11 protein-coding genes are annotated in these 13451 nt (G+C 52.6%); 10 read left to right on the plus strand and 1 reads right to left on the minus strand.

From position 1 onward, the window contains the following. Nucleotides 1-10 precede the first annotated feature (10 nt). The 6 genes from HV237_RS17330 to HV237_RS17355 all read left to right on the plus strand — a co-directional run bounded on the left by HV237_RS17330 (nt 11) and on the right by HV237_RS17355 (nt 7313). The gene (locus HV237_RS17330; RefSeq protein ID WP_047358068.1) at nt 11-2305 is read left to right on the plus strand and encodes a TonB-dependent siderophore receptor; all 2295 of its coding nucleotides are present in this window, start codon (nt 11-13) and stop codon (nt 2303-2305) included. A 50-nt stretch (nt 2306-2355) separates the two neighbouring features. Next, nucleotides 2356-3018, plus strand: a complete 663-nt coding sequence (entD, locus tag HV237_RS17335; RefSeq protein ID WP_047358067.1) for an enterobactin synthase subunit EntD — start codon at nt 2356-2358, stop codon at nt 3016-3018. A gap of 117 nt (nt 3019-3135) precedes the next feature. Beyond that, nucleotides 3136-4077, plus strand: a complete 942-nt coding sequence (locus HV237_RS17340) for a D-ribose ABC transporter substrate-binding protein (RefSeq protein ID WP_047358066.1) — start codon at nt 3136-3138, stop codon at nt 4075-4077. Between the two features lie 11 nt (nt 4078-4088). Further along, nucleotides 4089-4697, plus strand: a complete 609-nt coding sequence (locus HV237_RS17345; RefSeq protein WP_016152185.1) for a DUF2291 family protein — start codon at nt 4089-4091, stop codon at nt 4695-4697. Next, a complete protein-coding gene (locus tag HV237_RS17350) occupies nt 4697-6223 on the plus strand; it encodes a sugar ABC transporter ATP-binding protein (RefSeq protein WP_176443253.1) in 1527 nt (508 codons plus the stop codon). The genes HV237_RS17345 and HV237_RS17350 overlap by 1 nt, the downstream gene beginning before the upstream one ends. Nucleotide 6224: 1 nt before the next feature. Further along, complete coding sequence (locus HV237_RS17355; protein WP_016152183.1) at nt 6225-7313, plus strand: ABC transporter permease; 1089 nt, start codon at nt 6225-6227, stop codon at nt 7311-7313. An 82-nt stretch (nt 7314-7395) separates the two neighbouring features. Here the strand turns inward: HV237_RS17355 and HV237_RS17360 are convergent, their stop codons facing one another. Beyond that, the gene (locus HV237_RS17360) at nt 7396-8346 is read right to left on the minus strand and encodes a sugar-binding transcriptional regulator (protein ID WP_047358065.1); all 951 of its coding nucleotides are present in this window, start codon (nt 8344-8346) and stop codon (nt 7396-7398) included. A gap of 316 nt (nt 8347-8662) precedes the next feature. On the opposite strand from HV237_RS17360, the gene HV237_RS17365 reads away from it, so the two are divergent. The 4 genes from HV237_RS17365 to HV237_RS17380 are packed head-to-tail and all read left to right on the plus strand — an operon-like array spanning nt 8663 to nt 13430. Continuing rightward, nucleotides 8663-9493, plus strand: a complete 831-nt coding sequence (locus tag HV237_RS17365) for a transketolase (protein ID WP_016152181.1) — start codon at nt 8663-8665, stop codon at nt 9491-9493. Next, nucleotides 9486-10433: a transketolase C-terminal domain-containing protein gene (locus HV237_RS17370; protein ID WP_047358064.1), complete on the plus strand. Its 948-nt coding sequence runs from the start codon at nt 9486-9488 to the stop codon at nt 10431-10433. The genes HV237_RS17365 and HV237_RS17370 overlap by 8 nt, the downstream gene beginning before the upstream one ends. Before the next feature lie 37 nt (nt 10434-10470). Next, nucleotides 10471-11889 carry an L-fucose/L-arabinose isomerase family protein gene (locus tag HV237_RS17375; RefSeq protein WP_047358063.1) on the plus strand — a complete coding sequence of 473 codons (1419 nt, stop codon included), beginning with the start codon at nt 10471-10473 and terminating at the stop codon, nt 11887-11889. Nucleotides 11890-11921: 32 nt separating this feature from the next. Further along, nucleotides 11922-13430 (plus strand): FGGY-family carbohydrate kinase, encoded by a 1509-nt coding sequence (locus tag HV237_RS17380; protein WP_047358062.1) that lies wholly within the window; start codon nt 11922-11924, stop codon nt 13428-13430. The last annotated feature ends 21 nt before the right edge of the window (nt 13431-13451 follow it).

The following is a 13451-nucleotide window of genomic DNA, read 5'->3' on the forward strand; positions in this document are numbered from 1 at the left end:
AGGACATACAATGAACAACAAGATTCATTCACTGGCCTTATTGGTCAATTTAGGGATTTACGGGGTAGCCCTGCCAGCGATGGCAGAAGATCAAACCGATAGCGCCGCTGTCTCTCATGAAGACACCATCGTGGTTACCGCCGCCCAGCAGAACCTGCAGGCACCGGGCGTTTCAACCATTACCGCTGATGAAATTCGTAAGAATCCTCCCGCTCGCGATGTGTCGGAAATCATCCGTACCATGCCAGGCGTCAACCTGACCGGTAACTCAACCAGCGGTCAACGCGGCAACAACCGCCAGATCGATATTCGCGGCATGGGGCCGGAAAACACCCTGATTCTGATCGACGGCAAACCGGTAACCAGCCGTAACTCTGTGCGTCAGGGCTGGCGCGGCGAGCGTGATACCCGCGGCGATACCGCATGGGTTGCTCCGGAAATGATCGAACGTATTGAAGTGCTGCGTGGTCCTGCCGCGGCACGCTATGGCAACGGTGCAGCTGGCGGCGTGGTGAATATCATCACCAAGAAAGGCGGCGATGAGTGGCATGGCTCCTGGAATACCTATTTCAACGCCCCGGAACACAAAGAAGAAGGCTCGACCAAACGCACCAACTTTAGCCTGAATGGCCCGCTGGGCGGGGATTTCAGCTTCCGCCTGAACGGTAACCTCGACAAAACCCAGGCCGACGCGTGGGATATTAACGATGGTCACCAGTCTGCACGTACGGGCGACTACGCAGATACCATGCCAGCGGGTCGTGAAGGGGTAAAAAACAAAGATATCAACGGCCAACTGCGGTGGGATTTTGCGCCAATGCAATCGCTGGAGTTTGAAGCCGGCTACAGCCGCCAGGGCAATCTATACGCTGGCGACACCCAGAACACCAACAACGATAACAAAACCAACGGACTGGTAAAAAAATACTACGGTAAAGAAACCAACCGTATGTACCGTCAGAACTATGCGCTGACGTGGAACGGCGGCTGGGACAGCGGCATTACCACCAGCAACTGGGCGCAATACGAACATACCCGCAACTCCCGTTTGGGTGAAGGTCTGGCAGGAGGTCTTGAAGGGCTATTTAACAGTAATCATTTTACCGACACTGACCTGGCGGATGTCACCCTGCACAGCGAAATTAGCATTCCATTCGACCTGTTGGTTAAACAAAATCTGACGCTCGGTACCGAATGGAACCAGCAGCGCATGAAGGACATGAGTTCCAATACTCAGACCTTTATGGGCGGTAATATTCCTGGGTCCAGCAGCACCAACCGCAGCCCGTACTCAGACGCAGAGATTTTCTCTCTGTTTGCTGAAAACAACATGGAGCTGACCGACAGCACCATGCTGACGCCAGGTTTGCGTTTCGATCATCACAGCACTGTGGGCGATAACTGGAGTCCGTCCCTGAACCTGTCCCAAGGTCTGGGCGATGATTTCACCCTGAAGATGGGGATTGCGCGCGCCTATAAAGCGCCAAGCCTGTATCAGCTCAACCCGAACTACATTCTGTACAGTAAAGGTCAGGGTTGCTACGCCACCGGCTCCGCGACCGGTATTGGTTGCTACATGATGGGCAACGATGATCTGAAGGCCGAAACCAGTATCAACAAAGAGATTGGTCTGGAGTTCAAACGTGATGGCTGGCTGGCCGGGGTAACCTGGTTCCGCAACGATTATCGCAACAAGATTGAAGCAGGAACCGTACCATTAAGCAGAACATCGATTACCCAGAAAAACCCGACCACAGGTAAAACAACAACAACCTACACCGATATCTATCAGTGGGAAAACGTGCCTAAAGCGGTGGTGGAAGGTCTGGAAGGGACGTTGAACGTGCCGGTTAGCGAGACCGTAACCTGGACCAACAACATTACCTACATGCTGCAAAGTAAGAATAAAGAGACCGGCGAACGCCTGTCGATTATTCCTGAATACACGCTGAACTCGACCCTGAGCTGGCAGGCACGTGAAGATCTGTCATTGCAATCCACCTTCACCTGGTACGGCAAACAGCAGCCGAAAAAATACGATTACCAGGGGAAACCGGTGACCGGCAGTTCAGCCCAGGAAGTGAGTCCGTACAGCATTGTCGGCCTGAGTGCGACCTGGGATGTGACGAAAAACATCAGCCTGACCGGCGGCGTGGATAACGTCTTCGACAAACGTCTGTGGCGTGAAGGTAATGCCCAAACCACCAGCGACAACAAAACTGGCTATTACATGGCGGGCGCTGGCGCGTACACCTATAACGAACCGGGCCGGACGTGGTTCATGAGCGTTAACACACACTTCTGATAATGTTTTTCCCTCTCCTCGCTGCGGGGAGAGGGAAACCGTAAGAAATCATGCACACAACGCACATCCCGCTCCCTTTCGCAGATCATACGCTGCACATTGTCGAATTTGATCCCGACACTTTCCATGAGCACGACCTGCTCTGGCTCCCCCACCACACTCAGCTCCACTCCAGTGGGCGTAAGCGTAAAGCTGAGCACTTAGCGGGGCGTATTGCCGCAGTCCACGCACTGCGTGAATTTGGCCACAAAACCGTGCCCGGCATCGGTGTGCAACGCCAACCGTTGTGGCCGCAGGATCTGTTTGGCAGCATCAGCCACAGCGCAACAACGGCGCTGGCGGTCGTATCAACGCATCCCATTGGGCTGGATATAGAAGCTATTTTTACACCACAAACCGCAGTTGAGCTGGCTGATGGCATTATTGATAACCACGAACATCAGATTTTGCAGCATACCTGCCTGCCCTTTCCGCTCGCCTTAACCCTGGTATTCAGCGCAAAGGAGAGCCTGTATAAGGCGTTTTCCAATCAGGCATCGGGGCTACCAGGTTTCACCAGCGCAAAAATCACCGCACTCACGACTCAGCAATTAACATTACAAATCATGCCGTCATTTTCGGCAAACCTCGGCAATCAAGAAGTTAACGTTCATTGGTTTCAGCGTGATAAAAATATCGTGACGCTATTTCCATTCTCACCATCAGGATCGTGATCCTTTTCTCTTTTTAAGAAATTAGCTGCGCAAATCGTAGACAGTTCGATTATCTCGACTTATCGTTATCTTGAATAATAAATCATATTTGAATAAATATTCAAAGTGGAGAAAGAGATGAACAAGACCTTGATTAAATCCGTATTACTGGCCTCGATCCTTACCACATCGGGTTCGCTGTATGCTGCCGACAACGGACTGATTGCGATTATTACCCCTTCTCACGATAACCCGTTTTTTAAAGCCGAAGCCGACGGTGCAGTCGCCAAAGCAAAAGAGCTGGGATACGCCACGCTGGTTGCCTCTCATGATGATGACGTCAATAAACAAAACCAACTGATTGAGACTGCTATTGCTCGTAAAGCAAAAGCGATCATTCTCGATAATGCGGGTGCAGATGCCACCGTAGGGCCGCTGGAAAAAGCCAAAGCAGCGGGTGTAGCTGCTTTTCTGATCGATCGCGAAATCAATAAAACCGGCATCGCGGTCGCGCAAATCGTGTCGAATAACTATCAAGGCGCACAGCTCGGCGCAGAGAAGTTCGCCAGGTTACTGGACGGAAAAGGGAAGTACGTTGAACTGCTGGGACGTCAATCCGACACCAACGCCCATGTACGCTCGCAGGGGTATCACGATGTACTCGATGACTATCCGGACATGAAAATGGTAGCCCAGCAGACGGCAAACTGGAGCCAAACCGAAGCCTTTACCCGAATGGAAGCCATTCTACAAACCAACCCAGATATCGTAGGCGTGATCTCAGGTAACGACACTATGGCGCTGGGTGCAGAAGCCGCACTAAAAGCGGCGGGGAAAAATAATGTCATCGTGGTCGGTTTTGATGGCAGCGACTACACCCGCGATTCAATCATTAATAAAAGCAATATTAAAGCGACAGTACTGCAACCCGGCTGGCAGCAGGCACAAATGGCTGTTGAGCAGGCGGATTACTATCTGAAAAACGGCAAAGCCCAGAAAGAAGAAAAACAGCTCATGGATTGCGTGCTGATTGACGATACCAATGCCAGCAAGCTGAACAAGTTCAACCTGAGCCACTAAGCGGAGGCACTATGTCGTTAACACAATGGGGTGCCGCGCTGGTTGGATGCGCCACCCTGTTGCTGACGGCCTGTACGGTAGTTGACCTCGACGAAAACGGCAAACCAATTATCCCGGCCGATCCTCAGGCCAAAGCCAGTTTCGACAACCAGACTCCCGATCAGATCGCGCAACAAACCTGGCAATCCCGCGTCCTGGAAGCGGCACAGCAACATGTTCTGGATGCTTCAGCGCTGACCACTCGCCTGAAGGCCCCCTCACCCGCTCCTGAAAGCGTGTTTGTACGCCTGACCAGCCAGATTGATAGCGTCGACACCACCAATGGGCGAGAGCACACCATCGTGGTGAGGGTCAATGATATGCCCGTCACGATTCAGATTGGCCCGGTAATGCGTGGCAATGCTATTCGCGATGCCAGTGGTTTCAAGTTTGAAGATTTTACTAACCAGGTTCAGTTTGCCCAACTGTCACGGGCTTATAACCGTGAAGCGGCGAAACAGTTACCCGCCGTAGACACTAGCTGGCAAGGGAAAACTGCCACGGTGCTGTTTGCCGTGACGTTGAATGCTGGAAAAGCGGAAAACGCAGCAGCACTGACGCTGGAACAGGAGGCTCACTAATGCGCAATACCTCAGCTGATGACATCATCCTGCGCACGCATGCCATTTCAATGCTGTTTCCCGGCACAATTGCGCTGGACAGCGTCGATTATCAGGTCTGGCGTGGCAAGGTGAATGTGATTATTGGTGAGAATGGTGCGGGGAAATCGACGTTGATGAAGATCCTCGCTGGCGTTCAGCAACCCAGTAGCGGTGAGATGTCGCTCAATGGAAATCCCGTGCGCTTTGCCAGCACCCGGGATGCTGCGGCACATGGAATTGGTATGGTGCATCAGGAGCTAAACCTGTTTGAGAACCTCTCCGTCGCGGAAAACATTTTCCTCGGTCGGGAGATTCAAAAAGGCATGGCTCCCATTAATGAGGCCGAGCAAGAGAAACGCACCGCGGAATTATTAACCCGGCTCGATCAGCCGATATCACCGCGCGACCTGGTTGGCAATCTCAAAGTAGGGCAGCAACAGCTGGTCGAAATCGCCAAAGCACTGGCTGAAGATGCAGATATCCTGATTCTTGATGAACCCACCTCAGCGCTCAGTAAAACTGAAGTCGAGATTCTGTTTCGCGTGATCCGTGAACTTACTCGCCAGGGCGTATCGATAATCTATATCTCCCATCGCCTCGAAGAATTGATGGCAATTGGCGATGTGATCACTATTTTACGCGATGGTAAATTTCAAGCCGAAGCCAAGGTTAGCGACATCGATGTCCCGTGGATTGTGCGCGAGATGTTGGGCAGTGATCCGGTAAGCAACTTTCTCGAACCCGGCCGCACGTTTGGAGCTCCGGTTCTGGAAGCTGAACATATCACCTGCGTGAATACCGCTGGCAGCGCAGTCGTCAATGACGTCACCTTTAACGTTCATGCCGGTGAAATTGTCGGTATCTATGGACTTATGGGGGCTGGGCGAACCGAATTGTTCGAGTGCTTGTTAGGTACTGAGCGCAACTACCTCGGAAAACTGTGGCTCGACAGCAAACCGGTCCCGCAGCGCTTAACCACCGCCGATCGCATCCGTATGGGAATGAGTCTGGTGCCGGAGGATCGCAAGCGCACAGGGATTTTCCCCATTTCATCCGTCGCCACCAATCTGACCATTGCCAGCCTTTGGCGGCGTCTGCAACGTGGCTTTGCCATTGCCCGCAAAGATGAAGAGGCCGTGGTCGCCAGCACAATTGGCAATCTGTCGATAAAAGTCTCCTCGCCAGAGGTTGAAATTCAGGCGCTGAGCGGGGGGAACCAGCAAAAAGTGGTGATTGGTCGCTCTCTGCTCACCAATCCAAAAATTCTATTTCTTGACGAACCCACACGCGGCATCGATGTCGGGGCGAAAGCCGATGTGTTCCGCATGATGGTCCAGCTTTCCCAGCAGGGTATTGCTGTGGTCTTCTCCACCTCAGATTTAAAAGAAATTATGGCGGTTTCTGACCGCATTCTGGTGATGTCCGGCGGCAAGCTAACTGCCGATATCGCCCGCGATCGTGCCGAAGAATCGGCGCTGGTAACCGCAAGTGCTCAGGGGTTCTGATATGAAAACACTACAATCTGCCGCCATCGCGCCTCGCTCCACAGTCGCCTTCTCTCGGGAAAATATCCTGCTACTAATCCTAAAACTGCGCACTTTTATTGCACTGTTTTTAATCGTCGGGTTCTTTGCCTTCACCGTACCGGGATTTCTCTCTGGCGGCAGCATGGTCATTATGATCAAGCATATCGCCATTAACGCCTTTCTGGCTCTGGGGATCACGTTTGTCATTATTACCGCCGGGATTGATCTCTCAATTGGCGCTACGCTTGGGCTGTGCGGCATGGTCGCGGGATGGCTAATCACTAAAGGCATTGTATTGCCAATGTTCGGCATCGCAATTTTCCCCAGCGTCTGGGTGATTGTGCCTGTCGTCTTGTTGATTGGTGGGCTGATTGGCGCGGCAAATGGTTGGATCATCACCCACTATAACGTCGCACCGTTTATTTGTACGCTCGGAACCATGTACGTTTTGCGCGGGGCGGCGATGCTGACCTCCGATGGGCAAACCTTTCCCGGGCTTTCCGGCAATCCGCAGCTCGGCAATACCGGTTTTGATGAGATTGGTGCCGGTACACTGTTTGGGATTCCGTGGGCCATCTGGATGATGATTGTGCTGGCACTGGTCATTGCTTACGTCGCTCGTCGTCTACCCTTTGGTCGCCACGTTTACGCCATTGGGGATAACGAACGCGCTGCTGAGCTGTCAGGGGTAAAAGTAAAACAGGTGAAAATCTGGGTGTATACCCTATCCGGACTGTGTGCCGCGATTGCTGGAATTGTGGTCTCGGCACAGCTTTCCGCCAGCCATCCGGCCAACGGTACGGCATTTGAGATGAACGCCATTGCCGCAGTGGTTCTCGGCGGTACGTCACTGGCCGGTGGACGGGGCACGATTTTAGGCACGCTGATTGGCGCTTTCGTTATCGGTTTTCTGGCCGATGGTCTGGTGATGATGGGCGTCAGCGAGTTCTGGCAAATGGTGATTAAAGGTATCGTGATTATCGTCGCGGTCATCATCGACCAGATGCAAAACCGGATGCAGCAAAAAGCCGCGGTGGTAGCACAAAAGGCGGCGATGGAAAGTCAGTAATCCCCTCTGAAAAGTCTGATATGCACAACCAGACAGCTCCAGGGGCCTCCTGGGGCTGTCAATTGTTTAACTCACCGTGACATCACCCTTTCACCAGACTGCGGGCTGTCGGGTAGTCGGTGATCAATACGTCAATATAATTCCCCTGCAATGCCCCGCGTATCGCATTCTGTTTTTCCACACCACCAGCCAAAGCAATCACGTGGTTACACTCCCGGATCTGCGAAAGCTCCATTCCGATGACCGGGTCTTCCTCATGGCTGAGTACCGGGTTACCTGCTGCATCGTAATAATGCAGACAGATATCGCCTACTGCGCCGCGCTCGGCGAGCAGTCGCAACATTTCTTCGTTGTAGTAGTTGCCTGAGTTTTTCAGCAATTGAGAAGGCTCCAGTTCGCCAATACCGACAATTGCCACATCCACTTCAGCAAACTTTTCAACCACCGCGGCAACGTCAGGGCTGTTAACCAACCGTGTACGCTCTTCAACCGAATGCTCAATACTTTGTGAAGGCAGCAGCCAGGCCGGACAGCCAAGGTGCGCTGCCAACTGTTGCGTAAGAATCGTGGCCTGCACGTTACCATTCGGCCCTACGCCGCCCAGCAGTTGGATCACCCCCGCCGCACGGATATTTTGCGGGTGCATCTCATCGACCATACAGCGAATGGTGCTACTCCAGGAGGAAATTCCAACCAGATCCTCGGCACGCAGGCGGGTTTCAACGTAATGCGCCGCCGCACTGCCAATAGCATGCTTAATTTGCGTATTGCTGGGGTTGTCACCGACATCCACGACAATCGCCTGACGAATACCAAACTGCTCTTCAATGGCTTTTTCCAGCGCCACAAAGATATTGGTCGGCTGTACGACGGTGATTTTCACCAGCCCTTCTTTCTGACAACGCGTTAAAGCACGGGAGACAAAGGACTGCGACAAATGCAGCAGCGTGGCGATTTCAGACTGTTTTTTATTTTCGGCGTAGTAAAGCGTGGCAATCTTAACCAGCAACCGCTGTTCATCCTGCTTTGACATGGCATTCCCCCTGATAAACTGCCTGTTATTTTTATTCATACCTGAATAGATAACAAGTCATCAGTACCTTTCCAGTTATCACGTTAGTGTGATCCTTTTCTCTTTTCTCCAAAATTTGGTGGCACAAGCCGTAGACAAACCGCCAGACAAGGCATATCTTTAATCATGAATAATAAATCAGTAGTGAATATTTATTCTAACCAATAACGACTGACTGTTTTATCTGCAGATTACGTAGTGGGTAGAGAGACAGTTGCACTACTGCACTCACATGGAATATTTATTCATTCAAGATTAAACATTCAAGAGGTGTCTTATGAATCCGTTTTCGCTCTCAATACCAGAGCTAGAAAAGAAAGCACGTGCCGTGCGTCGCCGCATTATCGTGTTGAATGCTGAAAGCCCGGCTGGCGGGCACACTGGCGCAGACCTGTCGCAGGTTGAACTGCTGACAGCACTCTATTTTCGTATCCTGAATTGCTCCCCGGAGATTAAAGAGAGCGACGAGCGCGATATCTACATCCAGTCAAAAGGTCACGCTGTGGGCGGTTACTACTGTGTCTTGGCAGAAGCCGGTTTTATTCCTGTGGACTGGCTGGCGACCTATCAACACGCTGATTCGCATCTGCCGGGACATCCGGTAAAACATAAAACGCCAGGAATTGAATTGAATACCGGAGCTCTTGGTCACGGTCTGCCGGTTGCAGTAGGGATTGCGCTGGCGGCTAAACGCAGCAACAGCAAACGCCGGGTGTTTGTCGTCACCGGTGATGGTGAACTGGCCGAAGGCAGCAATTGGGAAGCAGCACTGGTCGCTGCCCACTATAAACTGGATAACCTGATTATCATCAACGACAAAAATAACCTCCAGCTTGCCGGATCAACCAAAGAGATCATGAACACCGATCCGCTGGATGAAAAATGGCGAGCCTTCGGTATGCAAGTCACAGAGTGTCGCGGGAACGATATGAGCGATGTGGTGCGCACGCTGGAAGGATTAACCCCTGAAGGCAAGCCATATGTCGTCATTGCACACACCACCAAAGGAGCTGGGATCTCTTTTATCCAAGGACGCCCGGAATGGCACCACCGCGTGCCAAAAGGAGAAGAAGTTGAACTGGCGCTGGAGGAATTGAAAGATGCGTAATAGCGAACACCTCGCCACCGTCATGGTGAACACGTTAATTGCCGCGGTCAAACGTGGAATGGATGTTGTGCCGGTGGTGGCTGACTCAACATCAACAGCAAAAATCGCCCCATTTATGAAGGAATTTCCCGGTCGTCTGGTCAACGTGGGTATTGCCGAACAGACGTTGGTCGGTGCTGCTGCCGGACTGGCGCTGGGCGGTAAAATCGCCGTCACCTGTAACGCTGCGCCCTTCTTGATTTCACGGGCCAATGAGCAAATTAAAGTCGACATTTGCTACAACAATACCAACGTGAAGTTGATTGGCCTGAACGCAGGGGCCAGCTACGGACCGCTCGCCAGTACGCACCACAGCATTGATGATATTTCCGTGCTACGCGGTTTTGGCAATATTGAGATTTACGCCCCGTCCTGTCCGGTGGAATGCCGACAGATTCTCGATTACGCCTTAAGCCACATAGGTCCGGTTTATATTCGCCTGGATGGCAAAGCCTTACCCGAATTACACGACGAAAACTACCAGTTCGCGCCGGGTAATATCGATATTTTGCGCAAAGGAAAAGATGTCGCACTGGTGGCAATGGGCTCAACTGTGCATGAAATTGTCGAGGCTGCCACAGTGCTGGAACAGGCGGGTATTGACGCCAGCGTAATCAGTGTACCGTCAATTCGTCCCTGCAATACCCAACAGTTACTGGCAGCTTTAACCCACTGCAAGGCAGTGGTTAGCGTGGAAGAACATAACATTAATGGCGGCGTGGGAAGTCTGGTGGCTGAAGTGCTGGCAGAAGCTGGCTGTGCCATTCCACTGCGTAGATTGGGGATTGCCGATGGCCAATATGCAATCGCAGCCGATCGTGCAGCAACGCGCGCACGCCATGAAATTGACGCGGCGGGTGTCGTGAAAAACGCCACCGCACTGTTGCTGGCAACACGATAAAACAATAACAACAACAGAACACTTACTGGAGAAAGCGATGTCACGAATTCCTCATCAGTTGACCATGGCGGTGATTATTGGCAATCGGGGATTTTTCCCGAGCTATCTGGTTGCTGAAGCCCGCGAACAAGCCAGCGTGCTCTTTGAGCGGCTGGGCATTAACACCATAATGCTCAACGAAACGCAGACAGAACTCGGCGGTGTTGAAACCCGTCAGGATGCGAAAGTTTGTGCTGAACTTTTCCGCGCTCACCGCGACAAGATTCACGGTGTGGTGGTACTACTGCCGAACTTTGGCGATGAAAAAGCGATAGCGGAAACGCTGCGACTTTCCGGTTTAGATGTCCCGGTTCTGATCCAGGCGCAGGAAGACAACCTAGATAAAATGGGGCTTGCCACTCGCCGTGACAGCTTCTGCGGCAAGATCTCCCTGTGCAATAACATGCGCCAGTACGGTATTCCGTTTACGCTAACCACCCAGCATGTCTGCGACCTGTCAGGCGAGGTGTTTGCACAAGACCTGAAACGTTTCGAACAAATCTGTCGCGTGGTCGCCAGCATGCGCGGAGTTCGCGTCGGCGCTATCGGCGCACGTCCAGCCGGGTTTAATACCGTCCGTTACAGCGAAAAATTGCTCGAAAGACTGGGTATTGCCGTTGAAACACTGGATCTGTCTGAAGTCTTTACCCGCATCAAACGACTGCGCGACGACGATATCCGGGTGGATGAAAAACGCCGCCTGTTGATGGATAACGCCGACGCCAGCGCCATTCCAGCCGACAAACTGGTCACCATGGCAAAACTGTTTGTCGTTATCAGCGAATGGGTCATCGCTAATGATATTGATACAACTGCCATCCAGTGCTGGACCTCGCTGCAGGAAAATTTGGGCATCAACGTGTGCTCAATCATGAGCGTGATGTCCGGGCAGTTAATGCCCAGTGCCTGCGAAGTGGATGTGATGGGCGCGTTGTCAATGTACGCCCTCGCCAGCAGCAACTTAAGTCCAGCATCCATTGCCGACTGGAACAATAATTTCGGCGACGATCGTGATAAATGCGTTCTTTTTCACTGCGGTAATTTCGCATCAGCCAGTCTGGACAGCCCGAAGATGGGGACGGCGGATATCATCGGTACCACCGTCGGTAAAGAGAACACCTGCGGTGCAGTTCATGGTCGTATGAAAAGCGGTGCCTTGACCTACTTCCGCCTGAGTACCGACGATTTAACCGGCGAAATCAAAGCCTACGTCGGTGAAGGGCTATCGGTTGACGATCCGCTGGACACTGTCGGCTGCCGAGCGGTAATCCAGGTACCTCATCTGGAGAACCTACTGGCCTGGATTTGTCGTAATGGCTTTGAGCATCACGTGGCAATGAACCATTCCGCCAGCGCAGAGGTACTGCATGAAGCTTTCACCCGCTATCTCGGGGTGGATACCTTTTTTCATCGCTAATACTCAGGGAAACCGAAGGGCTGGAGAAAACAATGTCAGCACAAAAAGACATTATTATTGCGCTTGATGAAGGCACCACCAATGCCAAAGCCGTAGCGCTGGATGGTCAGGGAAACGTGGTCGCGAAGTTCTCCCGCGCGCTGGCGATCCACACGCCCCGTGAAGGCTGGGTTGAACAGTCAGGTGATGCACTTCTGGACGCATCGCTGGATGTTGTGGCACAAGCCATTACCTGCGTCGGCGCACAACGCGTCGCAGCGCTGGCGATCAGCAATCAACGTGAAACGGCGATAGGCTGGTATCGTGCCAGCGGTCGCCCTCTCGGCCCTGCTATCACCTGGCAATGTTCGCGCACGGCCGATTTTTGCCGTGCATTACGTGAACAGGGGCACGAGGCGTACATAAAATCCATCACCGGATTACCCGTTGCCCCACTCTTTTCCGCCTCTAAAATGCGCTGGCTGCTGGAATCAGTTCCCAACGGTATGACGCTCGCACAGCAAGGGGAAATATGTCTCGGGACCATCGATAGCTGGTTACTGTGGAACTTAACGCACGGCGAGGAATTTCGTTGCGACATCTCCAACGCTTCACGCACGCAGTTGCTCAATCTCAACAGCGGACAATGGGATAACGAGATGTTGGCTCTATTCGGTATCCCGCAGCAGGCGTTGCCCGAAGTTTGCCCTTCCAGCCACCATTTTGGCGTAACAAAAGGTCTGGAGAGGATACCTGATGGAATCCCTATTCTGGCGATGATTGGCGACTCTCATGCTGCGCTTTTTGCCCATGGGTTGGGTATGGAAGGCTGCGTCAAAGCGACCTATGGCACCGGATCTTCCGTTATGGCACCCGTATTCTCGGCGCAGTCCGAGGTGAGCGCGCTGGCAACGACCATAGCCTGGCATGACGGTGACACCCTGGTCTACGGGCTGGAAGGTAATATTCCGCATACGGGAGATGCCGTCGCATGGATGGCCGATAGCACAGGTCTTAGCGAATTACCGGAAGAGCAACTGCTTCATGAGCTCAATACGCTGCCCGCCACGGTTGACTCCACGCTGGGCGTCTATTTTGTTCCGGCCCTTACCGGGCTGGGCGCGCCCTGGTGGGATGAAGATGCCCGGGGGTTGATTCACGGTCTCAGCCGCGGAGTGAAACGCGCACATCTGGTACGTGCGGCACTGGAGTCGATTACCTATCAGATTGCCGATGTTGTTTTAGCGATGCGCCAGCACAACGGTTTTCGACTCAGCGCGTTAATGGTTGATGGCGGGCCAACAAAAAATGACTGGCTAATGCAGTATCAAGCCGATTTATTGGGCTGTCCGGTGATGCGCAGCGATATCCCTGAACTTTCCGCTATCGGTGCCGGATTGCTGGCACGCAAGAAGCTGCAAGGTGCATCTACCAGCCAGTTGCGAGATTATCTGCCCGATCACGTATCGTTCCAGCCAAACATGGCGCGCCATGGGAGATTGCAAAAACGCTGGCATGAATGGCAAGGAGCCGTCGAACGCACCCGTTGGCAAACCCGTTAATAAATCAACGCTAATGATAAA

Origin of the sequence: Citrobacter sp. RHBSTW-00570 (assembly GCF_013739755.1) — a bacterium.
GTDB classification, from domain to species: Bacteria; Pseudomonadota; Gammaproteobacteria; order Enterobacterales; family Enterobacteriaceae; genus Citrobacter; species Citrobacter braakii.

Excerpts from the sequence above, each read along its gene's own strand:
- HV237_RS17375 (WP_047358063.1), top strand. The coding sequence starts at position 10,471 with ATGTCACGAATTCCTCATCAGTTGACCATGGCGGTGATTATTGGCAAT.
- HV237_RS17355 (WP_016152183.1), top strand. The coding sequence starts at position 6,225 with ATGAAAACACTACAATCTGCCGCCATCGCGCCTCGCTCCACAGTCGCC.
- HV237_RS17370 (WP_047358064.1), top strand. The coding sequence starts at position 9,486 with ATGCGTAATAGCGAACACCTCGCCACCGTCATGGTGAACACGTTAATT.
- HV237_RS17345 (WP_016152185.1), top strand. The coding sequence starts at position 4,089 with ATGTCGTTAACACAATGGGGTGCCGCGCTGGTTGGATGCGCCACCCTG.
- HV237_RS17365 (WP_016152181.1), top strand. The coding sequence starts at position 8,663 with ATGAATCCGTTTTCGCTCTCAATACCAGAGCTAGAAAAGAAAGCACGT.
- entD (WP_047358067.1), top strand. The coding sequence starts at position 2,356 with ATGCACACAACGCACATCCCGCTCCCTTTCGCAGATCATACGCTGCAC.
- HV237_RS17350 (WP_176443253.1), top strand. The coding sequence starts at position 4,697 with ATGCGCAATACCTCAGCTGATGACATCATCCTGCGCACGCATGCCATT.
- HV237_RS17380 (WP_047358062.1), top strand. The coding sequence starts at position 11,922 with ATGTCAGCACAAAAAGACATTATTATTGCGCTTGATGAAGGCACCACC.
- HV237_RS17340 (WP_047358066.1), top strand. The coding sequence starts at position 3,136 with ATGAACAAGACCTTGATTAAATCCGTATTACTGGCCTCGATCCTTACC.
- HV237_RS17360 (WP_047358065.1), bottom strand. The coding sequence starts at position 8,346 with ATGTCAAAGCAGGATGAACAGCGGTTGCTGGTTAAGATTGCCACGCTT.
- HV237_RS17330 (WP_047358068.1), top strand. The coding sequence starts at position 11 with ATGAACAACAAGATTCATTCACTGGCCTTATTGGTCAATTTAGGGATT.